The organism is Pseudomonas sp. MT3, assembly GCF_054720805.1.
The window spans coordinates 165,204-189,142 of the sequence record NZ_JBTVPY010000006.1 but is presented as its reverse complement, the minus strand read 5'-3'; the positions used below and the strand labels follow the sequence as shown (position 1 = coordinate 189,142).

Annotated in this window: 26 protein-coding genes; 16 read left to right on the top strand and 10 right to left on the bottom strand. The window is 61.3% G+C overall.

Annotation, left to right across the window (positions count from 1 at the left end):
- Positions 1 to 88: 88 nt before the first annotated feature.
- From ACYCAX_RS08565 to ACYCAX_RS08535, 7 genes are all read right to left on the bottom strand, one after another.
- Positions 89 to 550 (bottom strand): cytochrome c, encoded by a 462-nt coding sequence (locus ACYCAX_RS08565; protein ID WP_370601988.1) that lies wholly within the window; start codon positions 548 to 550, stop codon positions 89 to 91.
- Positions 551 to 750: 200 nt separating this feature from the next.
- A complete protein-coding gene (locus ACYCAX_RS08560) occupies positions 751 to 2,274 on the bottom strand; it encodes an efflux transporter outer membrane subunit (protein WP_370601987.1) in 1,524 nt (507 codons plus the stop codon).
- Positions 2,271 to 3,389 carry an ABC transporter permease gene (locus tag ACYCAX_RS08555; RefSeq protein WP_247724250.1) on the bottom strand — a complete coding sequence of 373 codons (1,119 nt, stop codon included), beginning with the start codon at positions 3,387 to 3,389 and terminating at the stop codon, positions 2,271 to 2,273. Before ACYCAX_RS08555 ends, ACYCAX_RS08560 begins: the two co-directional genes overlap by 4 nt.
- A 4-nt stretch (positions 3,390 to 3,393) precedes the next feature.
- Positions 3,394 to 4,563 carry an ABC transporter permease gene (locus tag ACYCAX_RS08550; protein WP_370601986.1) on the bottom strand — a complete coding sequence of 390 codons (1,170 nt, stop codon included), beginning with the start codon at positions 4,561 to 4,563 and terminating at the stop codon, positions 3,394 to 3,396.
- On the bottom strand, positions 4,560 to 6,335 hold the full coding sequence (locus ACYCAX_RS08545) for an ATP-binding cassette domain-containing protein (protein ID WP_370601985.1): 1,776 nt from the start codon (positions 6,333 to 6,335) through the stop codon (positions 4,560 to 4,562). Before ACYCAX_RS08545 ends, ACYCAX_RS08550 begins: the two co-directional genes overlap by 4 nt.
- Position 6,336: 1 nt before the next feature.
- Positions 6,337 to 7,377 (bottom strand): secretion protein HlyD, encoded by a 1,041-nt coding sequence (hlyD, locus tag ACYCAX_RS08540; RefSeq protein ID WP_312727315.1) that lies wholly within the window; start codon positions 7,375 to 7,377, stop codon positions 6,337 to 6,339.
- A complete protein-coding gene (locus tag ACYCAX_RS08535) occupies positions 7,374 to 7,949 on the bottom strand; it encodes a TetR/AcrR family transcriptional regulator (protein ID WP_460247798.1) in 576 nt (191 codons plus the stop codon). The genes hlyD and ACYCAX_RS08535 overlap by 4 nt, the downstream gene beginning before the upstream one ends.
- Before the next feature lie 504 nt (positions 7,950 to 8,453).
- Between ACYCAX_RS08535 and ACYCAX_RS08530 the strand changes: the two genes are divergently transcribed.
- Positions 8,454 to 9,074: a tyrosine-type recombinase/integrase gene (locus tag ACYCAX_RS08530; RefSeq protein ID WP_196708768.1), complete on the top strand. Its 621-nt coding sequence runs from the start codon at positions 8,454 to 8,456 to the stop codon at positions 9,072 to 9,074.
- A 76-nt stretch (positions 9,075 to 9,150) separates the two neighbouring features.
- On the opposite strand, the gene ACYCAX_RS08525 is transcribed toward ACYCAX_RS08530, so the two are convergent.
- On the bottom strand, positions 9,151 to 10,029 hold the full coding sequence (locus ACYCAX_RS08525) for a LysR family transcriptional regulator (protein WP_015475661.1): 879 nt from the start codon (positions 10,027 to 10,029) through the stop codon (positions 9,151 to 9,153).
- Between the two features lie 116 nt (positions 10,030 to 10,145).
- Here ACYCAX_RS08525 and ACYCAX_RS08520 point away from each other — a divergent pair, with 116 nt between their 5' ends.
- The 3 genes from ACYCAX_RS08520 to ACYCAX_RS08510 are packed head-to-tail and all read left to right on the top strand — an operon-like array spanning position 10,146 to position 12,570.
- A complete protein-coding gene (locus tag ACYCAX_RS08520; RefSeq protein ID WP_015475660.1) occupies positions 10,146 to 11,219 on the top strand; it encodes an alkene reductase in 1,074 nt (357 codons plus the stop codon).
- Positions 11,220 to 11,229: 10 nt separating this feature from the next.
- Positions 11,230 to 11,967: a pirin family protein gene (locus ACYCAX_RS08515; RefSeq protein ID WP_015475659.1), complete on the top strand. Its 738-nt coding sequence runs from the start codon at positions 11,230 to 11,232 to the stop codon at positions 11,965 to 11,967.
- Between the two features lie 15 nt (positions 11,968 to 11,982).
- The gene (locus tag ACYCAX_RS08510; RefSeq protein WP_015475658.1) at positions 11,983 to 12,570 is read left to right on the top strand and encodes an isochorismatase family protein; all 588 of its coding nucleotides are present in this window, start codon (positions 11,983 to 11,985) and stop codon (positions 12,568 to 12,570) included.
- 296 nt (positions 12,571 to 12,866) lie between these two features.
- Here the strand turns inward: ACYCAX_RS08510 and ACYCAX_RS08505 are convergent, their stop codons facing one another.
- Entirely contained in the window at positions 12,867 to 13,301 is a 435-nt protein-coding gene (locus tag ACYCAX_RS08505; RefSeq protein WP_460247797.1) for a LexA family protein, read from the bottom strand.
- Positions 13,302 to 13,384: 83 nt separating this feature from the next.
- Here ACYCAX_RS08505 and ACYCAX_RS08500 point away from each other — a divergent pair, with 83 nt between their 5' ends.
- Positions 13,385 to 14,074, top strand: coding sequence for an SOS response-associated peptidase (locus ACYCAX_RS08500; RefSeq protein WP_460247796.1), 690 nt, complete (start codon positions 13,385 to 13,387; stop codon positions 14,072 to 14,074).
- A 5-nt stretch (positions 14,075 to 14,079) separates the two neighbouring features.
- Here ACYCAX_RS08500 and ACYCAX_RS08495 read toward each other — a convergent pair whose 3' ends face one another.
- Positions 14,080 to 15,342: a HEPN/Toprim-associated domain-containing protein gene (locus ACYCAX_RS08495; RefSeq protein ID WP_460247795.1), complete on the bottom strand. Its 1,263-nt coding sequence runs from the start codon at positions 15,340 to 15,342 to the stop codon at positions 14,080 to 14,082.
- A 244-nt stretch (positions 15,343 to 15,586) separates the two neighbouring features.
- Between ACYCAX_RS08495 and ACYCAX_RS08490 the strand changes: the two genes are divergently transcribed.
- The 11 genes from ACYCAX_RS08490 to ACYCAX_RS08440 all read left to right on the top strand — a co-directional run bounded on the left by ACYCAX_RS08490 (position 15,587) and on the right by ACYCAX_RS08440 (position 23,926).
- Entirely contained in the window at positions 15,587 to 16,291 is a 705-nt protein-coding gene (locus ACYCAX_RS08490; protein ID WP_460247794.1) for a methyl-accepting chemotaxis protein, read from the top strand.
- 62 nt (positions 16,292 to 16,353) lie between these two features.
- Positions 16,354 to 17,061, top strand: a complete 708-nt coding sequence (locus tag ACYCAX_RS08485; RefSeq protein WP_460247793.1) for a TIGR03759 family integrating conjugative element protein — start codon at positions 16,354 to 16,356, stop codon at positions 17,059 to 17,061.
- Positions 17,046 to 17,603: a lysozyme family protein gene (locus ACYCAX_RS08480; RefSeq protein ID WP_460247792.1), complete on the top strand. Its 558-nt coding sequence runs from the start codon at positions 17,046 to 17,048 to the stop codon at positions 17,601 to 17,603. The genes ACYCAX_RS08485 and ACYCAX_RS08480 overlap by 16 nt, the downstream gene beginning before the upstream one ends.
- Positions 17,600 to 18,106: an integrating conjugative element protein gene (locus tag ACYCAX_RS08475; protein ID WP_460247791.1), complete on the top strand. Its 507-nt coding sequence runs from the start codon at positions 17,600 to 17,602 to the stop codon at positions 18,104 to 18,106. Before ACYCAX_RS08480 ends, ACYCAX_RS08475 begins: the two co-directional genes overlap by 4 nt.
- 9 nt (positions 18,107 to 18,115) lie before the next feature.
- Positions 18,116 to 18,346 carry a hypothetical protein gene (locus ACYCAX_RS08470; protein WP_141678572.1) on the top strand — a complete coding sequence of 77 codons (231 nt, stop codon included), beginning with the start codon at positions 18,116 to 18,118 and terminating at the stop codon, positions 18,344 to 18,346.
- Between the two features lie 5 nt (positions 18,347 to 18,351).
- Positions 18,352 to 20,577: a type IV conjugative transfer system coupling protein TraD gene (gene traD, locus ACYCAX_RS08465; protein WP_460247790.1), complete on the top strand. Its 2,226-nt coding sequence runs from the start codon at positions 18,352 to 18,354 to the stop codon at positions 20,575 to 20,577.
- Positions 20,578 to 20,587: 10 nt separating this feature from the next.
- Positions 20,588 to 21,334 (top strand): TIGR03747 family integrating conjugative element membrane protein, encoded by a 747-nt coding sequence (locus ACYCAX_RS08460; RefSeq protein ID WP_460247789.1) that lies wholly within the window; start codon positions 20,588 to 20,590, stop codon positions 21,332 to 21,334.
- 10 nt (positions 21,335 to 21,344) lie between these two features.
- Positions 21,345 to 22,823, top strand: a complete 1,479-nt coding sequence (locus tag ACYCAX_RS08455) for a UvrD-helicase domain-containing protein (protein WP_460247788.1) — start codon at positions 21,345 to 21,347, stop codon at positions 22,821 to 22,823.
- A 103-nt stretch (positions 22,824 to 22,926) separates the two neighbouring features.
- Positions 22,927 to 23,232 (top strand): hypothetical protein, encoded by a 306-nt coding sequence (locus ACYCAX_RS08450; RefSeq protein WP_460247787.1) that lies wholly within the window; start codon positions 22,927 to 22,929, stop codon positions 23,230 to 23,232.
- 140 nt (positions 23,233 to 23,372) lie between these two features.
- Positions 23,373 to 23,690, top strand: a complete 318-nt coding sequence (locus ACYCAX_RS08445; protein ID WP_460247818.1) for an integrative conjugative element protein, RAQPRD family — start codon at positions 23,373 to 23,375, stop codon at positions 23,688 to 23,690.
- The gene (locus ACYCAX_RS08440; protein WP_043273886.1) at positions 23,687 to 23,926 is read left to right on the top strand and encodes a TIGR03758 family integrating conjugative element protein; all 240 of its coding nucleotides are present in this window, start codon (positions 23,687 to 23,689) and stop codon (positions 23,924 to 23,926) included. Before ACYCAX_RS08445 ends, ACYCAX_RS08440 begins: the two co-directional genes overlap by 4 nt.
- The last annotated feature ends 13 nt before the right edge of the window (positions 23,927 to 23,939 follow it).

Here is a 23,939-nt window from a genome sequence, read left to right as displayed (position 1 = left end):
TGCGCTGTCCGCCGGCCGGGATCGGCCAGAGGATAGCGGCTCACGTCGCCGGCTCGAAGCTATTACAGACCGCACAGGTGCGCCCATGCTACTGCTCCCCATAGAAATGTTTAACGAACGAGGGACGGAAACTTTGGTGGCAGGCTAGGCAGCTTTGCTGTGTTTTGGCGAAGGCCACGATGACTGCTTGGCCGTCACTCCGCTTAGCAGCTTCACCCATGGCAGTCGCGGCATCATGCACCCTTCCATCAAAGCCTCGAAACTTTCCGGCTTCTGCTCCAAGCCAGGCGAGAATGCGCATCTTTTCCGAAATAGGTGGCTCGGCATGCTTGGCAATTCTTGGTGCCAACTCGGCAACCAATGACCAATCTTCTTTGGAGATCGCGCCCGTGACGGCTTGCATATCATGGTCAAGTCTTTTCATTATGGTCCGAAGCCCCATTGGCTTTGCCGTCTCTACGGACTGCGCACCAAGTGACGTGGCGAAGGTTGCCAAAATCACGGAAAGCGAGACGGCGAAGAACGATCCTAGTTTTAAGGGCTGACTCACGAGTTTCTCCGTTGATGTTGTTGATGAAGACTTTGGGTCTGACGAACGGTTGCTATGTTCGTGCAAGAAGCATCCAGGCTTGGGAAGCTCGATGTCTTCGTACGCAAGGCGCTACGTTGACAACTCGCGCATGGTGGAGAGGCGCGAAATCCTTGAGATGTTCATCGCCCATTCGCTAAACAATCCAGCCAACGCAGCGCTTAGCCATCCTCGGGCACCGTGGCGAGCCAGCTGACTTGCTGCTGCACAGCCATGGACTCGCCCCAGCCACCCCCAAGGGCCTTGTACAGCGCCACCAATTGCACGGCGGCGTTGGTATGCGCCCGCGCGGCTGCGGTTTCGGCCTCGTGCAGGCTGCGCTGGGCTGCCAGCAGTTCGACCAGGGCGATGTCGCCCGCGGCGTAGCGGGCCTTGGCGTGGCCGTAGCTCACGCGCGTGGCATCCAGTGCCATGCCGCGGCGCTCCAGTGTGTCCAGCCCGCCGTGATAGTCGCCCAGCGCGCGCTCGGCATCGCCCAGCGCCGCCAGCACCGCCTGCTCGTAGGCCAGCGCAGCCTGCCGCTCGGCCGCCTCGCGTGCCCGAATTTCGGCGCGCACACGGCCGCCGTCGAACAGGCGCCAGGAAATCAGCGGCAGGATGGAAAAACGCGAGCTGGATGCATCGAACCAATCGCCCGTACTGAGCGCTTGGAACCCGCCGCCGACACCGATGGAGAGTTTGGGGAACAACTCGGCCGTGGCCACGCCGATGTCGGCGGAACTCGCTGCCAGGCGACGTTCCGCAGCCAGCACGTCCGGGCGCCGGCGCAGCATCTCTGCGCGCTCGCCCACCGGCAGCGCCCGCAGCGTGCTCGGCGTCAAGGGGCCATCCAGTAGTGCCAGCTCCCGCTCCGGCGGCGCGCCCAGCAGCACGCCCAAGCTGAGTATCGCGGCGCGCTGACGCGCCTGGATATCCGGGATGAGCGCGTTGACTGCTGTCCATTGGGCGTACGCCGCCTCCACGTCGGCGGCCGACGCGTCGCCCAGCGCATGCCGCAGGCGCACCAATTCCAAGGTCTGCTGCAGCGTATCCAGTGTGGCCTGTTGTGCGTGCAACTCGTAGCGGGCGCCGACGGCGGTGAACCAGGTGCGCGCGACCTCGGCCACGATGCGCATGCGTACGCCCTGCGCCTCGGCTTCGGTCGCCTGCAGGCGGGCGCTGGCGCCTTCCAGCGCCCGCCGCTTGGCCCCGAACAAGTCGGCCTCCCAGGCCGCGTCGAAGCCCGCGTCGTAGATGGTCTGCGTGGCGTCAAGGCCGGGGATCGAACCTACGGGCAGGGGTCCGTTCTCGCTTTGACGGCGCCGGTTGACGCTCGCGCCAGCGGCGGCGGTGGGCAATGCCTCGCCGGCCACACGATCGCGCAGGGCGCGTGCCTCATCGATGCGTGCCGCAGCCTGGCGCAGATCCAGGTTCTGTGCCAGCGCCGTGGCCATCAGGCGATCGAGGATGGGATCGTCCAGTGCAGACCACCATTGGCTCAAGTCTGCGGACTGGGATTCGCTTGCCAACGGCAAGCTCCAGCCGCTGCCGACGTCGACCGGCGGCGGCTCGCGGTAGTCGGGGCCCACGCTTGCGCAGGCAGTCAGCAGCACGCAGGACAGGGCCAGCGCGAGCGGACGCGCGCGCCCAGGGGTCAGGCCGGTGACGGTTGCGCGAAGAAAGGGAGTGCGGGGCTTGGATTTCATTGCAGGCGTCCTCGGACGAATACGGTGGCCATCGTCAGCGTGGCCAGGGCGATGACCGCCAGCGGCCACAGGCTGGCGAGAATGTCACCGGGCGGCATGGCCTTGAGAAAGCTGCCTTCGACGATGATGAGGAAATGGGTCAGTGGAATGGCCTGAGCCAGCCATTGCAGGACGACAGGCATGTTTTCCACAGGCGTCGCAAAGCCGGACATCAGCACCGCCGGCACGCCGACGGCGAACGCCCCCAGGATGGCCTGCTGCTGCGTCATGCTGACCGCGGAAATCATCAGACCGATGCCGACCACCGACAGGATGAACAGCACCAGACTGGCGAGCAGGAGCGCAAACGAGCCCGTAAACGGGATGCCGAACAGGAAGACGCCCGCGCTGATCATGAACAGGCCCAGCGCAGTGCCAATTGCGAGTGCCGGCAGTGATTTGGAAATGATGATCTCTGGCGTCGAGGTGGGCGACACCAGCAACTGGTCGAAGGTTCCGAGTTCACGTTCGCGCGCAATCGACAGCGAGGTGATGAGCAGCGCGCTGAACAGCGCCAGGATGCCCGTGAGGCCGGGCACGATGAACCAGCGGTAGACCAGATTCGGGTTGAACCAGTGGCGCACGACCACTGGCGTCGGTGCCTGGGCGTCGGGCACGACCTCAGCGCCGACATCAGCGGCGATGGTAGACAGATAGGCCACGGTGATCTGCCCCGAGTTGCTGCGCCGACCATCGACCAGTACCTGGGCGCGGCCACTTTCGCCGGCAGCGATGGAGCGCGAGAAATCCACCGGGATGGCGAGCGCGGCGATCACCTCGCCACGGTCGATCAGCTCGTGCAGCTGCTGCTGGCTGTCGACATGCCGGACGTGGGTGATGAAGCGCGCGCTGTCCAGGCGCTGCACTAGTTCGTGCGACCAGCGCCCCGCATCCTGATCGTAGACGGCGATATCGACGTTGCGCACTTCCAGCGTCGCAGCAAAGGCGAACACCAGCAACTGCAGGATCGGCGGCACGAACACCACCATGCGGCTGCGCGGGTCGCGCAGGACGCTGAGCACTTCCTTGATGAACTGGGCGCGCAGGCGGGTGAACGAGAATGCGGAAGTCAACATCGCGTCACTCCAGGTTCTTGCGCGTGGCGCGCTTGGCGATCACGAAGAACAGCACCCCGATCGCCGCCATGGCCGCAAGGTTGGGCAGGAACACGGCCCAGATGTCGCCGGCCAGGAACACCGTCTTCAGCGAATCGACGAAGTAACGCGCCGGAACCAGCCGGGTGATGGCCCGGATTGGCGCGGGCATCGCGTCGATCTCATATAGAAAGCCCGACAGCATGAAAGCCGGCAGAAAACCCGTGAACAGCGCGATCTGCGCGGCCAGGAACTGGTTGCGTGCCAATGAGGAAATCAGCAGACCCTGACCCAGCGCCGGTACCATGAATACCGCCGACAGCAGTAGCAGCGCCGCCAGCGAGCCTCGCATCGGCACGCCGAACACGAACACCGCCAGCGCCGCCGCACCCAGTGTGGATAGCATGCCGAGCACGAAATACGGCAGCAGCTTGCCGATCAGGATTTCGGCCACCGAGGCGGGCGTGGACAGCACCGCCTCCATGGTGCCGCGCTCCCATTCGCGCGCCACCACCAGTGCAGTCAGCATGGTGCCGATGATGGTCATGACGATGGCGATGGCGCCGGGAATCAGTGCGCGGCGGCTTTCCAGTTCGGGGTTGAACCAGTAGCGCGGCTCCAGCACGATGGACTGCTCCGGTGCTGCAACGTCCAGCCCGGCACGCCAGGACTGCACCACGCCGCGGGCGTAATTTTCGACATAATTGGCCGTATTGGGGTAAGAGCCATCGGTGATGATCTGTACCAGCGGCTCGCTGCCACGCTGGGCCAGGCGCTGCTCGAAATCCTGCGGGATGACCACATAGCCGCGCAACTCGCCGGACACCAGCTTGTCGGCCACCTCCCGGCGATCATGGGCAAAGCTCGCATCGAGATAGTCGGTGGCGGAAAAGGCTGCCGCCAGCGCCTGGGCCGACGCCCCCTGCGACTCCAGCACCACTCCGACGCGGACATCCTTCGCATCCAGCGACACCGCATAGGCGAACAACAGCAACAACACCACCGGCAGCACGAACGCGATCAGAAGCGTCGAGGGGTCGCGCAGCGCCTGGTAGCTTTCCTTGGTGACCAAGGCCATTAAGCGCCGCAAATCAAAATGGCGCAGGTCGGTCTGCAGTGGTCCATTCCCGTCTTTGTGCATTGTGGCGCCGTTCATGTGGCGGCCTCCAGCTCGGGGTCTGACGACTCCACCAGGTGAATGAAGGCGTCCTCCATCGTCGGGTCGGGTCGTTCGGGGCTGACCGCCGAACGTTTGAGCGCGTCGGGCGTATCCAGCGCGATCAGTTGCGCACGCGAGAGCATGGCCACGCGGTCGCAGTATTCGGCCTCGTCCATGAAGTGGGTGGTGACCATGATGGTCACGCCCTTGCGGGCCAGTCCGTTGATGTGGGTCCAGAATTCGCGCCGGGTGATCGGGTCCACGCCCGAAGTGGGTTCATCCAGAAACAGCACGGGCGGCCGGTGCATCAGCGAACAAGCCAATGCCAGGCGCTGCTTGTGGCCCAGCGGCAGGGAATCGGGCGTGGCGGACAGCCAGTCGCCCAGATCGAAGGTTTCGATCATCTCGGCAATGCGCTCGCGCCGGGTGTTGCCTTCCAGTCCGTAGACGCCGGCCGAGAATTCCAGGTTCTGCTGCACCGAGAGCAGGCCGTAGAGCGAAAACTTCTGCGCCATGTAGCCGAGCCGGCTCTTGGCTGCGCCGGTGGCGCGGCGCAGATCATGGCCCACCACATGCGCTTCGCCAGCAGTTGGTTTCAACAGGCCGCACAACATCTTGAAGGTGGTGGACTTGCCGGCGCCGTTAGGGCCGAGCAGGCCGAAGATTTCGCCCTTTTGCACCTCGAAGCTGACGTTGTCGGTGGCGGTGAACTCGCCGAAGCGCTTGGTGAGGTTTCGGCACGACACGACGGCAATGTCGGAACCCAGCTCAACCGGCGACAGACGCTCGGCCAGCGTCGAAGTGCCGCCGGGGCCGCCACCGAGCAGATCGATGAAGGCGTCTTCGAAGCGCGCAGGCACCTGCACCAGCCGCACCTGCGCCTGATCGGAAAGAGCTTGGACCTGTCCCGTGTCTGCGCCCTCGCGCAACACCACGCGCACGCCGGCGCCCTGGATCACGCCATCGCTCACGCTGGGCAGGTCGAGTGCCTCGGTCAGAACCTTCCGACGCTCAGCACCGACGTCTTCCAGACGGAAGCTGCGGCCTTCGAGCTGCGCGGTCAGTGCTTGCGGCGGACCATCGAACAGGAGCTGCCCCTGGTTCAGCAACAGCACGCTCTCGCAGCGCTCGGCCTCGTCGAGATAGGCGGTGGACCAGACCACGGCCATGCCCTCATCGGTCAGCGCCTGCACCATGCGCCACAAATCCTGGCGGCTGACCGGGTCGACACCCACGCCGGGCTCGTCCAGCAGCAGCACCTTGGGCCGCGCCATCAGCGCACAGGCAAGGCCCAGCTTCTGCTTCATGCCGCCGGAGAGCTTGCCGGCCAAGCGCTTGGTAAAGGGGCCTAGCCGCGTGAACTCCAACAGCTCGGCAAACAGATCGGCGTTGCGATCGGCATCCATGCCGCGCAACTGCGCATACAGGCGCATGTTCTCCATCACCGACAGGTCTTCGTACAGACCAAAGCGTTGCGGCATGTAGCCGCTGGCGACGTGAATGGCGTCGTTGTTCTTCACCACGTCATAGCCGGCCAAGGTGACGTGGCCGGCGTTCGGCACCAAGAGGCCGGTCAGAATCCGCATCAGCGTCGTCTTGCCGGCGCCGTCGGGGCCGACCAGCCCCGTCAGCCGCCCATAGTGGATGCGCGCGTTCAAGCCCCGCAGGGCTTTTACGTCGCCGAAATGCTTGTCCACGCCTTCGATGACGACGGCTGCGTCTTCGCCCGCATCAGCAGGCGCGGCGGCGATGGCGGGGCGTGCCTGCATTTCAACGCTCCCCCGCCGGGATAATAGTACTGGCTTTCGCATCGACCTCGATCGTCACCGGCATACCCTGCCGCAAGGCACCGTCGCTGTCGGCAGCGTCGATGACGATGCGCAGGCGGTACACCAGATCCGTGCGCAAATCCGTCGTCTCCACCGTCTTGGGGGTGAATTCGGCGCGTGGCGAGATGAAGCCGATCTGGCCGCGATAGACCTTCTCCGATGAATCGCTTTTGACGCGCACCACAGTGCCGGGTGCGATGCGCCCCAAGTCCGACTCGCCCACGTAGGCGCGCACGTAAACCGGCTTGTCCAGACTCAGGCTATAGACCGCGTTCTGGCTTGCAACCATGCTGCCGGGCTCACGCACCCGTGCGATGACGGTTCCGCTACTGGGCGCCATCAATTCGGTGTCCGCCAGGGCTGTTGTGGCTTGCGCTACGGCAGCCTGCGCAGCCGCAAGGCGAGCCTCTGCCGCGGCGATGTCTTCCTTGCGAAAGCCTTCGGATGCTTGCGACAGGGCCGCCTTGGCTGCTTCGACGCCAGCGGCTGCCTGGTCTCGTGCCGTGCGGGCGGCATCGACCGTACGCTGGCTGCTGGCGCCCGATGCCAGCAGGCCACTCTGGCGCTGGAAATTGCGCTCGGTCTCGGTGGCGAGCGCCTGTGCCTGCCTTAGGGCCTCGCGCGCCTGGGTGATCTCCTGCGGCCGCAGGCCGCGGCGCAGCTTGACCAGTTCCGCCTTCGCCACCTGTACCTGGGCCTGCGCCGCCGCAAGGGCTTCCCGATAGGGTTGCGCGTCAAGCGTCGCCATGCGTTCGCCGGCGCGAACGGTATCGCCCTCATCGAAAGCCATTTGCATCACGCGCCCGGGCTGACGGAAGGCCAGTTGCACCTCGCGGATGTCGACGTTGCCATACAAGAGCAACTGACTGTCAGCAGTACCGGCGCGCTGCAGCCAGAAGAATGCGAAACCGCCGGCAATCGCGAAGAGGGCTGCAACGATGATCGTACGTCTGGCTTTGTTGGAAAAACCGTTGGTCTTCATCGCCCGGCCTCCGGTTGGCTGATACCGCGGCGGTAGATGGCGAACACGCCCGCTGCGTCACGGCGGATGCGCGCTACATCGCCCGCAAGCAATGACTGCATTACCAGCCCTTGAATTGTGCCGATGAACAAGACGGCGGCCGCGTCCACATCCAGTTCTGAATACAGCTCGCCTCGCGCCTTGCCGGCTTCGAGCAGTCGACGCAACCGCTCGCCATATTGACGGGTCAATGTCTGCACCATTTTCTTGGGTAGAGACTCTCCCGGTCGCTGCAATTCTCCGAAGAGCATCCTCGGCACACCCGGGTGTTCGGCCACGAAGTCAATGTGCGTCTTGAAGATCGCCTCAAGGGCTGCGAGCGGCGACGTAGCGCCTTCTGCGGCCTTGTCCACCCGAGCCAGCAGGCGCTCCGTGACCCAGGACATCACCGCCTGCAGTATGGCGTCCTTATTCGGGAAGTGACGAAACAGTGCGCCCTGGGTTAGCCCCATGCGCTGCGCGATGGCAGTGGTTGTGATGTCGCTGGGATTCTGTTCGGCAGCCAGGTCGACGACTGCCTCGATGGTGGCCACACGCCGCTCATCGGCTGGTAGATGCTTAGGGTGTCCGCTCATCACTTGCGCTTCCAGAAGTAAGTAATCAGTTACTAACTTATCACAACGCAGGCACGCCGCAAGAGGAAACGCTCGAAAGGAGATCACGATGAGCCGCAGAATAACTATCGGGCGGCTGGCAATGGCTGTCGCTATGCACGGTCAAGCCTGGACTGCCCAGCCATCCAAGCCTTTATCGACTCAATTCCCAGTAGATCGCCGGACATAGGTCTCCGGGCTGACATGCCCAGAGTGCTGTCTGGCTTCGCGCTCGGCTGAAATCAGCCCGCAGCATGTGGTATGCCGGAATAGAACCGCAGCGCGTTCCTGGCGACACGTGAAGCACCCAAGCAACATTCAGGACGCCGTGAAAAGGGGGGCAAATTAGATTATTCAGCTAATGAATTGGCTGCTTCTGGCCGGAAGCGGCCCTGAGGCTACGAGCGATGCACCCTAGTCCTTCACCCATGTGGAGGACAAATCATGGCCACACTCACATCGAAAGCTCGCGAACCTTGGAACAAAGGCAAACTGGTCGGCCAGAAAGCACCGCTGCGACTTCGGGACATTTGGGCTATCAGAGTGCGACTGGAAATCGCAAACAAGGATCGTGATCTGGCGCTGTTCAACCTTGCCATCGACAGCAAGCTTCGAGCCTGCGATTTAACGAAGCTGCGCGTCAGGGACATAGCTCATGGTGATCACGTGTCGACGCGCGCGATCGTGATGCAGCAGAAGACTCAGCGTCCGGTGCAGTTCGAAATCACCGCTCAGACGAGAGCATCAGTTGAAGCTTGGATCCGTGCTGCTCGCCGTCGCAACGACGATTATCTCTTTCCCAGTCGTGCTCGTCGCTCAGCTCACATATCCACAAGGCAGTACGCCCGCATTGTGAAAGCCTGGGTAACTACAATCGGTCTAGACCCCACGCTCTACGGAACCCATACGCTCCGTAGAACCAAAGCATCACTGATCTATCGCAGAACGAAAAACCTGAGAGCAGTGCAGTTGTTGCTTGGCCATACAAAGCTGGAGAGCACTGTTAGGTACTTGGGTATCGAGGTTGATGACGCTCTGGAGATGGCGGAGCAGACTGAGGTTTGATCATGCTCCCCTGTTGGCGCCGCGCCGCAAGCCGGCGCCTCTTTGAGGCCGCTAGCGGCCACAAGCGGTCAATCAATCACCCTCTTGAAGCCAACCTCTCGCGCAGGAACTCGATGAACCGCTGCGTCTTGGCCGGCAGCAGACGTGTCTCAGTGATGGCGTACACTGGCATCGGCAGTCCCCGCCAGTTCGGCATGATGCGGCGCAGCCTGCCGTTTTCTAGTTCATCCGCGACTATTTCTTCTGGCATCAGGACGATGCCCTGATTGAGCGTCGCCAGACGCCGAATCATCCCCACGCTATTCAATTGGTAGCGCCCACCCACTGACACGCTGACTGTTTGCAGGCCATCCAGTAGCGTCCAGGCCCCGGTTTTCAGGATGCCCAAACACTGATGTGCTTCCAGGTCGGCCGGGCTGGAGGGTTCCCCTTCACGCTGCAGATAGCCCGGCGAGGCATACAAGTTGGGCGTCAGAGACGCCAGCAGCCGCGCGATAAGTTGCGAGTTTTCCGGCTCGCCCATGCGGATGGCCACATCGAAGGGTTCGCTGACCAGGTCGACGCGTCTCGGGGTGAGGTCGAAATCGAAGGTGATGCCTGGGTACAGGTCGGCGAACTCGGCGATTAACGGCGCGAGGTAAGTTACCGCGAAATCCACCGGCAGCGAGGCACGCAGCACTCCGCTGGGCTGCGCCAGCATTTCGCCCAGTTGCTCATGGGCCAGTCGCGCCTCGTCGACGATGCGTTTGCAGCGCTCGAAGTAGAGCTGGCCGGCTTCCGTCACCTCGACCTTGCGCGTCGTGCGATGCAGCAGGCGCAGGCCTATAGCTTTTTCCAGGGTGCTAATGCGCCGCGACAGCGTCGAGTTGGGCACCCCGGTCGCCTCGGAGGCACCGCGAAAGCCCTTGGCCTTCACCACCTCGACGAATAGGGCCATGTCATTCAGGAGCTCCATGACTATTGCCTCAAAATTGGATCAATCCTCTCCAATATAACGTATTTATTCCATGATGCGCGAAGCAGAAGATAGCTCCAAGCGAATCCCCATTCCCCCGCTTCGAGGAATTCACCATGCAGCAGTTGTTCACCCCCATCCACGTAGGCCGCTACTCCCTGCGCAATCGCCTGGTCATGGCGCCCATGACCCGCAGTCGCGCGCAAGCGGACGGCACACCAGGAGAACTGGCCGTCGAATACTACGCACAGCGTGCCGGTCTCGGCCTGATCGTAAGTGAGGGCACCCAGCCGTCGGATGATGGCCAGGGCTATCTCACCACCCCGGGCATCTACACCGACGCCCATGTTGCGGGCTGGAGGAAAGTCACCGAGCAGGTGCATGCCAAGGGCGGCCACCTCTTCATTCAGCTGATGCATGCCGGGCGTATGTCGCACCCGGACAACACACCACACCATCGTCAGGGCGTCGCCCCCTCGGCAATCGCGCCGAACACCCAGATGTTCACCCCGACGGGTATGCAGGACATTCCCGCCCCCCGCGCGCTTAGCCGCGAAGAGATTCGCCAGACCGTCGTCGACTTCCGCTTCGCCGCCCGCCGCGCCATCGAGGCCGGGGCCGACGGCGTCGAGATTCATGCTGCCAACGCCTACCTGATCCAGCAGTTCTTTGCCCCGAGTGCCAACACCCGCACCGACGAGTATGGCGGCTCCATCGAGAATCGCGCCCGCTTCGCCATTGAGGTGGCAAGTGCCATCGCCGAGGAAATCGGCGCCGATCGTACGGCCATCCGCCTGTCGCCTGGCACCACGCTGTGGGGCATCGACGAGGGAGCCGAGGGCCCCGACCTGTACCGCTACCTGGTAGCTGAACTCGACAAGCTGAGCCTGGCCTACCTGCATGTCATGCAGCAGGGTGACGAACCTCTGCTGGCCGACATTCGAAAGCTGTGGCGGCACACGCTGATTCTCAACCGACCAGGGCGGCCACGCGAAGAGATCGGTGCCGACTTGTCAGCAGGGCTGGCCGATCTGGAAGCCTATGGCCAGATGGTTCTGGCCAACCCTGATTTCGTCGAGCGGCTGTACCATGCTGCCCCGTTGAACGAAGCCAATCGAGCGGCTTATTTCGGCGGCGACGCACAGGGCTATATCGACTACCCGGCGCTGTACGGCGCGGCGGCGAACTGAGGTTGCGGATATGACAACCCTCGCCACGCTACAGCGGGCCAGCAAGGGCAATTATTTCCGGGTCTACGCACTGCGCGGCCAGGAGCAACTGCTCGATCCGTTCCTCGGCATCGATCACGCCTGGATGAGCGCGCCCACCTTCGCGCCCCACCCGCATGCCGGTTTCTCGGCGGTGTCCTATGTGTTTCTCGACTCGGAGACGGGTATCGAGAACAAGGACTCGCTCGGCAACCACAACCTGATCCAGCCGGGTGGGCTGCACTGGGCGGCGGCAGGCAGCGGGATAGTCCATGAGGAAATCCCTGCCGAGCCGGACATGACGGTGCATTCGCTGCAGATATTCGTCGCTTTGCCGCCCGAACATCGGGACGGCCCTCCATTCGCCTTGAGCCTGGAGCCGCAGGACATACCCGTGGTGCGCCTGCCGGGTGCCAAGGTGCGAGTGGCCGCTGGCAGGTTCGGCCAAGCCGCTTCACCGCTGCGACCGCCAACCGAGGTGACACTGCTCGATGTATCTCTGGATGACGGCGCCGCGCTGACGGTTCCGTTGGCGGCCGGGCATGTCGTCATCGTCATGCCGATCCATGGCGCTCTGTCGGTAGACGGTCAGCTGTTCGAGCGGGACTCCATCAAACTGCCTGTTTTTCAACCCGACAGCAGCGAGCGCGTCCTGCTGCTGCAGGCCCCCCAGGGGGCCGCCAAGGCGATGATCTTCGCCGGCGTGCCCCTTTATCCCAGTGCCACCTAGCGAGAGGTAACGACCATGGCTTTTCAACGTTTCGATGCTGCCAATTCCGCCCTGCTGCTGATCGACCATCAGGTCGGCACCATGGGCTGGGTCAAGTCCATCCCCTTCGAGGAGATGAAGCGCAACGCGCTGATGCTGGCGAAGACCGCTCGCATCCTCAAGATGCCCGTGGTGCTGACGTCCAGCATGGAGGAATACGCTCAAGGGCCGCTGCTGGCCGAGCTGGAAAGCATATTACCGGCCGAGTTCGCCGCCCGTATCAAGCGGGTCGGCATCGTCAATGCGATGGACGACGAAAACTTTGCAGCGGCTGTTCGTGCGACCGGGCGACGCAAAATCATCATCGCCGGCGTGACCAATGACGTTTGCACAGTCTTCCCGGCTCTGAGCCTGGTGGGCGATGGCTACGAAGTACAGGTGATTGCCGATGCCGGTGGCTCACCGAGCGCGATTGGCGACGACATGGCTCTGCGCCGCATGGAGAAGGCTGGCGTCACGCTCTCCAGCACCAATCAGGTGATCGCCGAGCTGGCCGGCAGCTGGAGTACACCGGAGGGCGGTGAGATCGTGCAGCAAGTGGTGATGCCGGCACTACAAGGCTAGCTATGCGAGGGGGCGGCGGGTATGCCCTCTCTTTTGCCGCTTTCAACGACCGCTTCTGGCCGGTTTCTGCCTGCCGCAGCCGGCTTCCTTCATCGACTGCTGCCGATGAAGGAAGCAGTATTTCGAGTGGCGCCATGCAGATCCTTGCCATTGGCTGGATTCAGTAGAATACGGAACTCGAAAAATCTATAAATAGTTACTAACAGTAAAGAATTGAATTGTAAGAATAAAATCAGTACTAACGGTTAGTAAGGGTCCGGATGATCTGCAGTCGACCAGAGCGAAGACCTGGCGCGTCATGCCGCAACCAGGCCACGGCGAACGATGCTGGTTACCACCCCGAATACTTCGAGGTCCTCCTCCGGCTGGAGGCGGATATCGGGATAGTCCGCGTTCGCGGCGCGCAGCACCGGTATGCCGCCTTCGAACATCAGCACCTTGGCGGTGAACTCACCGCGCACCACCGCGACGACCACCTGGCCCTGCCGGGCTTCAATCGAGCGATCGACTACGGCGATATCCCCATCCAGGATGCCCAGATCGCGCAGACTGTCACCTCGAATACGCACCAGGTACGTCGCTGCAGGATGGGTGATGCACAGCTCATCGAGCGACAGCGTCGCCTCGATGTGGTCCTCACAAGGACTTGGGAAGCCGGCCCGCACGCAGGACAGGTACAGCGGCAGCTCGTGGCGCGACTCCGAGAGCGCGCCCAGCAGAGTGGCGTTCATGGGGAATTCTCCAATACTGTATTAATATACAGTATCCGCTATCAGGCTATTCTGACAACGAGCGCGCGACGGAGGGCTTCAGAATGTGTGGACGGTTCGCCCAGTACCAGGCGATTTCTGACTATTACGCTGAGCTGATGAGCGAGCAGCACGTCATCAGCGGCTGGGACGAAACCCCGCTCGGCCGCTACAACGTCATGCCTCAGTCCCGAGCGCAGCTGCTACATGCTGAGCCAGGCGGCCTGGTCTTCCAAGCGGTGCGATGGTGGTGGGAGCCATCCTGGGCAGGTAGCGGCGGGCCGCGGAACAAATTCAACGCGCGTCTCGATAAGGTGGCCACCAGCCCGTTCTACAGGGCAATCTGGCCACACAGAGCGATCATCTGCGCCGACGGCTGGTACGAGTGGGTGGCAAACCCGAGCGACGCCAAGGACAAGCAGCCGTACTTCTTGCGACGCGGTGATGGTGCGGTGCTTTTCATTCCGGCAGTCGGCCAGTTTCCTCATCCTGGGGATGAGCCACGCGACACCGATGGCTTCCGCATGATTACCGATGATGCCGCCGGCGGCATGCGTGATGTGCATGACCGCAGGCCAGTAGTGCTATCCGCGACTCAAGCTCGCGAGTGGCTCGACCTGCAGACCAACTCGCAGCGAGCCGAGCAGCTCCTGCATCAAGGCCTGCCGGCGGACGAGTTCGAGTTCTATCGCGTGAGCAAGGCTGTCAGCCAACGAAGGGATGACCCATCTATAATCATTCCGTTGCGAGGTTAATAGCCTCACAGCACCGGTCCTTGCGCCATGAGAACGCATTCTTTCTGCAATTTATCAAGCACAGCGCTAATCTTGTGAAAGTCGTAACTTCTATTTTTTATTTCCTCAGGAGCAAGGGACATGAAATCCCGCGTATACGACTCTTTAAAATCTAAAGAACCATGATACAACTTTAGCGACTGCTTATAATTAGTCCAAGTAACACGCGCCGCATCATACCCCAGCAGCTCAAGATCCAAATAACACTCAATTGCAGCCGCCTTACCATTAATATTAGCCACACCCTCACCCTCCGGCCCAAACACCGGAAAACTTTCAAAATCGACAAGATCAGGCAAACACATCCTCCGCATATTACTCGGGAGCTTTAGCTTTCCAACCTTGCCATAAGCCTCTACTCCTTCAGCATCATTATCGAACACAAAGACTATCTGGTTCTGAACATCAATATTAACTAGCCCCTCAGCAAACTTTGTCAAACCTCCAGTTCCAGAGAAGGGATGCCCTGCGGCATCAATAAATTTGAAAAAATCTGCCACATCAGGCCTAAGGATACTAAGCGCTTTGGAGATTATCAGCGCGTCGGACGTTCCCTCTGTCACAACTAGAAACTTATCCGCTCTTTCGACCCCGGCATTGAAATCACTTTCACTTGCCCACCCAGCATCCACCAAAGGGCCGTACTCCCAAACCACCTCGCATCTAAGATTGTCTGAGTTCTCACAAAGCATTCGCATAAACAAATAAGGATGCAAAAAATCTATAAGCGTCCGAAAATAACTCAGCTCAGAATAAAAATTATTATCATAACTCTCAATGGTAGGAATTCTCTCCAGCCGTGGATCATGCAGTAGATTCCCCTTCATCCACTCAAAATCCACACCTCCTTCATAAATATCTTCAAAGGTCTCAAGAGGCCGCGACTTAATGAAAGCAAGGAGCTCTTCAAAACTCATCGGAGAGGCTTCCCCCTCATCCGAATCAACTATAGAGGCAAGATAATTCTCGTACTCGAACTTTGCTCGCCTCAATGTGTAACCGAGCAACTCCAGCCTCGGTTTGACATGCCTCAAAGTTCGTCTAAACGCCCACTCCAACTCAGCAGCATCATCCTCCAGGCCGTCTCGCGCACCATAATCACTAATATTTCGACCACGAGTTCTTTTTCTATCAATTTCCTGAAATAGAGCTCCGTGATTTATCCCAACATGATTTTTGGAGTAACAGAGTTCCAACCCTCCGACATCCAATGTGATTGCAGTTCCCACTGTCCAGCTCCTCTACCACATGCCCCAGCCAATTCTTTTCTACAAAAAAACCGAGATTGGCCTCAATGAATATTAAAGATAGTTTCCCTTCCTAATCTAGGCGCCGCGGTCCCAACGTCACGTCAAGAAGCTCATTTTAAGGTCAACCAACATCAGAAAAAATCCATGTGGGTGGGCTACGCATTTCTTGCTGCAGGCCTACCCCCTCATGCGCGAGGGTGTTCCCGGCTTCGAGAGGACACCCATGAACCTGCGCCCTACCCGATCATCGCTGCTCATCACGATAGGATTTCTTGCCCTCGGGGGCCTCGCGGCTTACCAGCAGTACCAGCTGGTCAATATGCGAGGCTCCTTGGAAGGTGCTGCCGAAAAAACGTCGATCAACGCTCTTCTCGGCCGAATGGGCAAGCTCGACGAGCGAGTCGACACCTTCGCCGGCCAGCACATGGTCAGCGACGAGGATTTCCGAGCTGCCCAGCAAGCGCTATCCAACCGGATAGACGCGGCTCAGGCATATGCCAAGCAAGCAGCCGACAACGTGAACCAGCTCGCGCAGACGGCAGCCTCTGCAGGGGACATCGTGGTACTGAAGGCCGACTTGGAGACGCTCAGCAACTCCGTTCAGGAACTGAAGAAGCCCCAAGCCCAACTGGCCTCAACGCCGGCCCCAACCAAGAAATCCACTGTCGCGAAAGCCAAGCCCTCCCCTCCTAAAGCGAAACCTTCTCCGCCGGAACCTCCGCCGTTCCACATCGTGGGCATCGAGTACCGTGGAGGCGAACGCTTCCTCTCGGTCGCCCCACCGGGCAGCACGCGGTTGAGCCAGATCTACCTGATTCGCCCCGGCGACGCAGTCGCCGGCACTACCTGGCGACTCAACTCTCTCGACGACCGAGCCGCTCGGTTCGACGCCGCCGGCACAACCAAGACCATCAGCCTGCAGCCATAGGTCCGACCATGCATAAACGAGCTCTCAATCACTTCGCAATAGCAGCTGCCTCGGCGTGCTTGATGCTGGCAAGCATCTGCACGTCGGGCGCCGAGCAAAGCTCCCAGTCCGCCGCCTCGCAGTGGCAACACACAGCAGAACAGAACCTCGGTCAGCAGGCCCAGCAAGACCAGTTGGCCCGTGAATGGGGGCTCACTGAGCAGGAATACGAGCGATATCAGCTGCTGATGCAAGGTCCCCGCGGAATCTACTCCCCAGGCCTTGACCCGCTGACAGCGCTGGGCATCGAGGCGCAATCGGACGCGGAGCGGCAACGGTATGCCCAACTGCAGGTGCAAGCAGAACGACAGCGTGTCGAAAAAGAGCTTGCGTACCAGCGTGCCTACGACGAAGCCAACACCCGCATGTACCCGGGTGAAAAGGTCATCCAGATCTCCCCGAGCTCCAGCCGCAACGGCGCGGCCGGCAAGGCAACCCTGGAGAGCAGCGGGCGCCTGGCAGTCTTTGTGAAGGACGATTGCGCTCCGTGCATCAACCAGGTGCGCGCGCTGCAGACGGAAAAACGCTCCTTCGACCTGTATTTCGTAGGTAGCCAGGGCGATGACGATCGAATCCGCCGCTGGGCGATCCTCGCCGGCATCGAGCCGGCAAATGTGAAGAGCCGGCAGATCACGCTCAACCATGACCAGGGCCGCTGGCTTGGCCTGAGCTTGGGAGGTGAGCTGCCCGCCGCCGTCATGAAGGTCAACGGGCAATGGCAACGCCAGTGATCCGCTTCCTTGCCCTCGTCACCGCGTTGCTGCTCTGTGTATCAGCCCACGCCGCCGAAGAGCCACCACCGGCCTATCAGACGATAGCGATCGCGCATGGCGTACCGTCGGTAGTCCTCTACTCCGTCGCGCTGCAGGAGAGTGGCGCGCGGATCCGCGACCAACTGGTGCCATGGCCCTGGACGCTGAACGTCGCCGGCGCCGGCTACCGGTTCGCCACGCGGAAAGACGCCTGCCAGGCGCTGATGATCGCTCTCATCACAGCCGGCCCCGCTCGCGTCGACGTCGGGCTCGGGCAAACCAATATTGGCGCGAATGGCCATCGCTACAGCTCCCCCTGCGAAGGTCTCGACCCCTACAAGAACCTGGCTGTTACTGCCGAAATTCTCAGCGAGCAAAAAGCGAAGGGAGGCAGTTGGATTGACGCTGCCGGTCGCTACCACCGGCCTGCCGGTGGCGCACCAGCTGCGCGCTATCGCGAGTCGTTCGCCCGCCACCTCAGCCGAGTAACCGGCATCAACCTCCTGGTGACCAACCCATGAAGCTTCCGCTCGCGCGCTGCCTGGTCGCGCTCAGCCTAACCTTCCCTTACACCCTGGCATCCGCTGGCCAACTGGTTGTCGTCGAGGATCATGGTGGTGTTTCCGCCCTCCCCTACTACCAGGACCTCGTACCTGATCCGGCTGACGCCCAGCGCCCTCCACTACAGGGCGTCCAAATCGGCGGAGCCTTTCCCGTTGTAACGCCGGAGATGACTCCCGGCCTAGTTCAGGGTCGGGTGATCAACGCTCCAGGGCTCCAGCCCCTGTTCCTGGTTGGGGACGATGAGAGTTCCAGGACCTGGCTGCAGCAGCACCTGCAGCAGCTCCAACAACTGCAGGCGGTAGGGCTGGTAGTAAACGTCAGCGGGCCGAGCCGTCTGGCCGAAGTGAGGAAGTGGGGACCGGGCCTACAACTGCTCCCCACGCCGGGATCGGACATCGCCGGTCGACTCGGCCTACGCCACTACCCCGTCCTCATCACATCGACCACCGTCCAGCAGTAGGAGGCGCTCTTGTCGTCGCTCAACTCTCCACGCATGACCCTGATGATCGAATTGCCGAAGGACGTGCGGCGCCAGGACCTCATGCTCGACCAGATGCAACACGTCATCACTCTTTTCGGCGGCCGCGTTGCCTGGAGAACCGAGGACGACCTCCTAGCCATGCTCCAGCGTCTGCGCGAACGGCTCGCAACAGGAAACCAGCAGGATCCTCAACAAAGCATCACGTCTCCGGGGAGCTAATTGCCATGGCCGCCACGTACACGCTGGATGCGCTACTGCGCCCTCCTGTGGAGCTATACACCACCACCATCAGCTACATGGCCGCGGCGCTCTGTGTCCTAGCGCCCTGGGCACTAGCCCTTACGCCGCTCTTCGGCTTGATCGCTGCGCTGATGTTCGCCTACCTGGGAACGATCCGGCTGATGCAAGCGCTTCGAGTTCTTCGCTACCAGAAGAACATCCGTCGACTACCGCACTACACGATGACCAGCGCCGAGATGCCCATCAGCAACGAGCGTTTGTTTATCGGCAAGGGATTCCGTTGGACTCAAAAGCATACGCAACGCCTAGCTGATACCTACCTCCCTCAGTTCGCCACCTATGTAGAGCCATCGCCCTTGTACCAGCGCGCGCGGCGCCTCGAGGAGCGACTGGAGTTCGCACCATTCCCGCTGAGCGTTCTGGCCAAGGCCACATCGTGGGACTCATCCTGGAACCCAGCGCGGCCTCTACCACCCGTTGGAGGCCTGCCACGGCTACATGGTATCGAGCCAGAGGAGCACGACGTCAGCTTGCCGCTGGGGGAGCGGCCGGGCCACACGCTTGTTCTGGGCACAACTCGGGTGGGCAAGACCCGACTCGCCGAGTTGTTCATCACCCAAGATATCCGTCGAACCCATCGCCGGCGCCGGCGCGTCCAGATGGGGCGGCGTACCCAGACCGTTCACCATGGCCACCGACGTCGGCGCGAAAGCGAGCAGCCCGATCACGAGGTCGTAATCGTCTTCGATCCGAAGGGCGATGCCGATCTACTCAAGCGCATGTACGTCGAGTGCGCCCGTGCGGGAAGACTGGATGAGTTCTACGTCTTCCATTTGGGCTGGCCCGACATTTCCGCCCGCTACAATGCTGTCGGGCGGTTTGGCCGCATTAGCGAAGTGGCGACTCGCATCGCCGGGCAACTGTCTGGCGAGGGGAACAGCGCGGCATTCCGAGAATTTGCCTGGCGATTCGTCAACATCATCGCCCAGTCCCTGGTCGCCCTAGGCAGGCGTCCGGACTACGAGCAGATCCGCCGACACGTCATCAACATCGACGAACTATTTGTGGAATACGCGCAGAAATACTTCGCCGATCACGATCCCAAGGCCTGGGAAGCCATCGTGGCCATCGAGGGCAAGATCGACCGGAAGACTCTCAGCTTCGCAATGAAAGACCGGCCACTGCGGGTGGTGGCCATCGATGCCTACCTTACGCAGAAGCGCATTTCGGACTCCGTCATGGATGGCTTGCGCAGCGCAGTGCGCTACGACAAAACCTACTTCGACAAGATCGTCGCGTCTCTCTTGCCGCTCCTGGAGAAACTCACGACCGGCCGGATCGCAGAGCTGCTCTCACCCGACTACCTGGACCTCAACGACTCGCGGCCAATCTTCGACTGGATGCAGGTCATCCGGAAGCGCGCTGTCGTCTACATTGGGCTCGACGCCCTGTCGGATACCGAGGTGTCCTCGGCCGTCGGCAACTCGATGTTCAGCGACCTGGTCTCGGTTGCCGGCCACATCTACAAGCATGGTCTCGACGATGGCCTTCCCGGCGGCCTGGCCGCAGGCAAGGTGCGTATCAACCTTCACGCCGACGAGTTCAACGAGCTGATCGGCGACGAGTTCATCCCCATGGTCAACAAGGCAGGCGGAGCCGGCATCCAGGTGACCGCGTATACGCAGACCCTGAGCGACATCGAGGCCAAGATCGGCTCCCGGGCAAAAGCTGGCCAGGTCGTGGGTAACTTCAACAACCTGTTCATGCTACGGGTTCGTGAGACAGCTACGGCCGAGCTGCTGACCAATCAGTTGCCCAAGGTGCAGATCTACAACAGCACGCCGGCGAGCAGTGCGAACGACTCGGTCAACGGCAAGACGGCATTCACCTCGAATACCCACGACCAGGTGCAGATGACCAGCGTGCCAATGATTGAGCCGGCACACGTGGTAGGCCTGCCAAAGGGACAGTGCTTTGCCCTCATCGAGGGCGGAAACCTGTGGAAGATCCGCATGCCACTACCTGCCAACGATCCCGACGAGGTCTTACCGAAGAACCTGCAGGAAATGGCAGCAGGCATGCGCAAAGGAGCGACATCCAACTCCGGGGAATGGTGGGAGGCCCCCGGCTACCAGAACATCAACGATGGGCTCCCTGCCGACCTGGTCGACGATTTCCGTCACCTGGGCGGCAGCGACGAGGCGGCTTGAGAGATGAACCATGGCTGAAATCGCTGAACGAGCCCAGACCCAGCAGGAGCGCCCAGAGTCCCTCCTGCGTACGATCATTGGCCTCCCCTTCCAGCTCGCCGGCGTGCTCTTCGGCTCGTTGCTGGCAGCGGTGGTAGTGGAGTGGCTCTGCCTCTACTTCTTCTGGCCAGAGGCTGGCTGGCAGCATGCCCAGGAAATGCTCAATTACGAGCTGGGATGGCTGTCCCAGGGACTTCTGCACAGCGTTCTGGTCCAGGAACCCGGCCACACGGCGAAATGGATCGTGGGCCTGATCTACGAGTGGCTGATCGTGAAAACCGGCCTCTTTGACTGGATGCAAGGGATGTCCTCGGTGGCGCAGGCAGGCCCCAGATCGGAATTCGACGTCCGCTACCTCGCCGCCCAGGGAGTGTCCACCGTGCAGACCTATGCCCTGGCCGCACTCTTCACAATTCTGACCTTCTGCGTCAGGACAGTGGTCCTGGTGCTGACGATCCCGCTCTTCGCCATGGCGGCCTTCACCGGTCTGGTCGACGGACTGGTCCGGCGCGACCTGCGTAAGTTCGGCGCCGGCCGGGAATCCAGCTACCTGTACCACAAGGCCAGGAGCACGATGCTTCCCTTGGCGATCCTGCCCTGGACGCTGTATCTCGCCATCCCGATCAGCATCAGCCCTCTCCTGGTCCTGCTGCCCTGTGCAGCGCTGCTCGGTGTTTCGGTCAGCATCACAGCTGCCAGCTTCAAGAAGTACCTCTAAGGAGCACGATATGCAGTGGACTCCAGAGCAACAGCCCATCATTGGATCGCGAGCCAACAAGCTCAGGATCTTGGCGTTCGCCGGCACGGGCAAAACGACCACGCTGGTTGGCTATGCACAGCATCACCCTGAGCTCCGTATTCTCTACCTTTGCTACAACAGCTCCGTAGAGTTGGCGGCGCGCAGCCGCTTCCCTCGAAAAAACGTGGTAAGTAAGACCGCACACGGCCTGGCCTACGCCGTCTATGGGACCCAATACAGCCACAAACAGACCAAGAATCTGCGGCTCACTGACATTGCCCGCGCGCTCAATACCCAAGACTGGGAGCTGGTCAGGGACGTGCTGTCCACTCTCAACAATTTCATGGCCAGCGCGGATGACGAGATCGACCGCGGTCACTTCCCGCGTTTCAAGGGCAGGCAGATGCTGACAACAGCGCAGGAGCGTTATCTCGTGCAGGCGCTGGGTGCCACCCGCTCGATCTGGGCGCGAATGAAGGATCTGCAGGACACCAGCATGCTGATCCCCCACGATGGTTACCTGAAGCTGTACCAGTTGAGTAAACCTGACCTGAGCCAGCGCTTCGACTGCATCCTGCTGGACGAGGCCCAGGACGTGAACCCCGTGATCGCCGATATTGTGCGCATCCAGAAGATACGGCGAGTCGCTGTTGGGGATCCCCACCAGCAGCTATATCGCTTCCGTGGCGCCGAGGATGCACTCGATGCACCCTGGATGGAGGGTGCGGAAACGCACTCTCTGTCCCAGAGCTTCCGATTCGGCCCGGCAGTAGCCCACGTCGCGAACGTGATCCTGTCCTACAAGGGGGAAACGAGGAAGCTGCAGGGATTAGGTGCGAAAACCCAAGTGAAGAAGGCACTTCCCCCAGACCTGCCGCATCGTGCCTTCATCCATCGCACCGTCATCGGTGTGATTGAGAATGCCCTCAGCCTCATCCGAGAGAAACCTCGTTTCTACTGGGTAGGTGGTATCGACAGCTATTCGCTCCGCGACCTGGAAGATCTGTTCCACTTCAGCCGAGGAAATCGGGACCAGGTTCAGAACAAAAAGCTGCTACGGGACTACCGAGACTACGGCCAGTACGTGGAGATTGCGGAGGTCAGCCAAGACAGCGAAATGCTTCGGTCGATAAAAATCATCTCGGCCTACCCTGACCTCCCTCAGCGAATCCTGGCACTGCGCAGCTGCTCGGTGGATAAGAACCAGGAGCTGGACGCCACGGTGACGCTGACCACCGCGCATAAGGCGAAGGGGCTCGAATGGGACTTCGTCTCGCTCTACGAGGACTTCACAGCCGATCCCCTTTCTCCCGACCTCGATCCTGGCCGGCGCGACGACGAGCTCAACCTACTCTATGTGTCGGTGACCCGCGCCATGCGGATCCTCGCCATCAACAGCTTGGTCCTGGCGATTATGGAGCGATTTGTCGAAGCACGTGCTCCCGGAGCCCTGCGGCAGAGGGCCTGAGCTACGACCCGAAATTCCCTGCAGGTGCTGCTGAGAATTTCTGGTTGTGGTTCCAGCCACCCGTGGCCGCTAACTGGCCCCCCTATTCCAGCTGGAGCACATCATGATTTCCAAGCGCTTTGAGCACCGCATCGAGCACGTCGCCATTCCCTTCAAGACCCAAACCACCGGAGTGCTGTTTAAATCCACCGAGGTCACGCTCGAGCCCGACCTGGTGCAGCTGCTGCAGCACGACACATTCCAAGCACTTCTGGGGCCGCTGGGTGCAGAAGGGTGGGAGCTTGTGAGCGTCCAGTCGCTGTGCCGCGGGGAAACCCAAATCGGCAACCAGAACGCCCAGGGCTGGGCATATGGCTTCGCTATGCCCGTGGGTTACCTGCTGTTTTTCAAGCGCGAAACGCAGGCGTGACGGGCTCGAGAAAATCCGCGCGAACCCAGTAAGTATTTCTTGCGGCGAGCAAGGGGTTGGTACCGGCAAGCTGGCATCAACCGACTTGCCAGAGCGTAGCCGTGAACCATCGCCGCCCTTCCTCCGCATCTCTCAGCCGAATCGCCCAGTATGGGCTCATCGCCGTCATCGGATGCATCTGCTTCCCGCCGCTGGCGGACGCCGCCAATGCGTCCGAGCAGGCAAACATCGAGGTCATGATTCGTCAGCTGAATGCCCTCGAGGACTCGGCCAGGCGCAGCGCGCATGTCGCCGATGAGCCAGGTCAGCGCTACTACTTCGACTACGAGCGACTGGCAGGCGACATCCAGCGTATTCGCCAGGGCCTGCAGGACTACCTCACCCCCAGTCGCGCTCAGCCCCGAGATCCGGCCGAACTCACCGGCAACTACACCCTGACGGGAGGCCGTATGCCATGAGCATGAGCGCCTCGCAGTCCGCGGCATTTAAAGCCGCCAGCGGCTTCACACCACAGGCAACAACAACCCTGTTCGTCGGAGCTCTGGTCGCACTGGCGATGCTGTGGGGCGCTTGGGCGGCCTACAGCATCTGGCGCGGCTGGGCGACCAAGAACCTCGACCGTTCGATAGCCGGATCATCTGCCATCCGCCTGATCTTGCTTCTCATGATTCTCACCTTCTTTGTCCTCAGCTAACTCACGGAGTACA

Coding starts and splice junctions, on each gene's coding strand:
- traD (WP_460247790.1), top strand. CDS start 18,352: ATGGCCGCCACGTACACGCTGGATGCGCTACTGCGCCCTCCTGTGGAG.
- ACYCAX_RS08545 (WP_370601985.1), bottom strand. CDS start 6,335: ATGCAGGCACGCCCCGCCATCGCCGCCGCGCCTGCTGATGCGGGCGAA.
- ACYCAX_RS08510 (WP_015475658.1), top strand. CDS start 11,983: ATGGCTTTTCAACGTTTCGATGCTGCCAATTCCGCCCTGCTGCTGATC.
- ACYCAX_RS08455 (WP_460247788.1), top strand. CDS start 21,345: ATGCAGTGGACTCCAGAGCAACAGCCCATCATTGGATCGCGAGCCAAC.
- ACYCAX_RS08450 (WP_460247787.1), top strand. CDS start 22,927: ATGATTTCCAAGCGCTTTGAGCACCGCATCGAGCACGTCGCCATTCCC.
- ACYCAX_RS08525 (WP_015475661.1), bottom strand. CDS start 10,029: ATGGAGCTCCTGAATGACATGGCCCTATTCGTCGAGGTGGTGAAGGCC.
- ACYCAX_RS08520 (WP_015475660.1), top strand. CDS start 10,146: ATGCAGCAGTTGTTCACCCCCATCCACGTAGGCCGCTACTCCCTGCGC.
- ACYCAX_RS08485 (WP_460247793.1), top strand. CDS start 16,354: ATGCTGGCAAGCATCTGCACGTCGGGCGCCGAGCAAAGCTCCCAGTCC.
- hlyD (WP_312727315.1), bottom strand. CDS start 7,377: ATGAAGACCAACGGTTTTTCCAACAAAGCCAGACGTACGATCATCGTT.
- ACYCAX_RS08500 (WP_460247796.1), top strand. CDS start 13,385: ATGTGTGGACGGTTCGCCCAGTACCAGGCGATTTCTGACTATTACGCT.
- ACYCAX_RS08515 (WP_015475659.1), top strand. CDS start 11,230: ATGACAACCCTCGCCACGCTACAGCGGGCCAGCAAGGGCAATTATTTC.
- ACYCAX_RS08560 (WP_370601987.1), bottom strand. CDS start 2,274: ATGAAATCCAAGCCCCGCACTCCCTTTCTTCGCGCAACCGTCACCGGC.
- ACYCAX_RS08555 (WP_247724250.1), bottom strand. CDS start 3,389: ATGTTGACTTCCGCATTCTCGTTCACCCGCCTGCGCGCCCAGTTCATC.
- ACYCAX_RS08530 (WP_196708768.1), top strand. CDS start 8,454: ATGGCCACACTCACATCGAAAGCTCGCGAACCTTGGAACAAAGGCAAA.
- ACYCAX_RS08490 (WP_460247794.1), top strand. CDS start 15,587: ATGAACCTGCGCCCTACCCGATCATCGCTGCTCATCACGATAGGATTT.
- ACYCAX_RS08505 (WP_460247797.1), bottom strand. CDS start 13,301: ATGAACGCCACTCTGCTGGGCGCGCTCTCGGAGTCGCGCCACGAGCTG.
- ACYCAX_RS08550 (WP_370601986.1), bottom strand. CDS start 4,563: ATGAACGGCGCCACAATGCACAAAGACGGGAATGGACCACTGCAGACC.
- ACYCAX_RS08475 (WP_460247791.1), top strand. CDS start 17,600: ATGAAGCTTCCGCTCGCGCGCTGCCTGGTCGCGCTCAGCCTAACCTTC.
- ACYCAX_RS08440 (WP_043273886.1), top strand. CDS start 23,687: ATGAGCATGAGCGCCTCGCAGTCCGCGGCATTTAAAGCCGCCAGCGGC.
- ACYCAX_RS08480 (WP_460247792.1), top strand. CDS start 17,046: ATGGCAACGCCAGTGATCCGCTTCCTTGCCCTCGTCACCGCGTTGCTG.
- ACYCAX_RS08460 (WP_460247789.1), top strand. CDS start 20,588: ATGGCTGAAATCGCTGAACGAGCCCAGACCCAGCAGGAGCGCCCAGAG.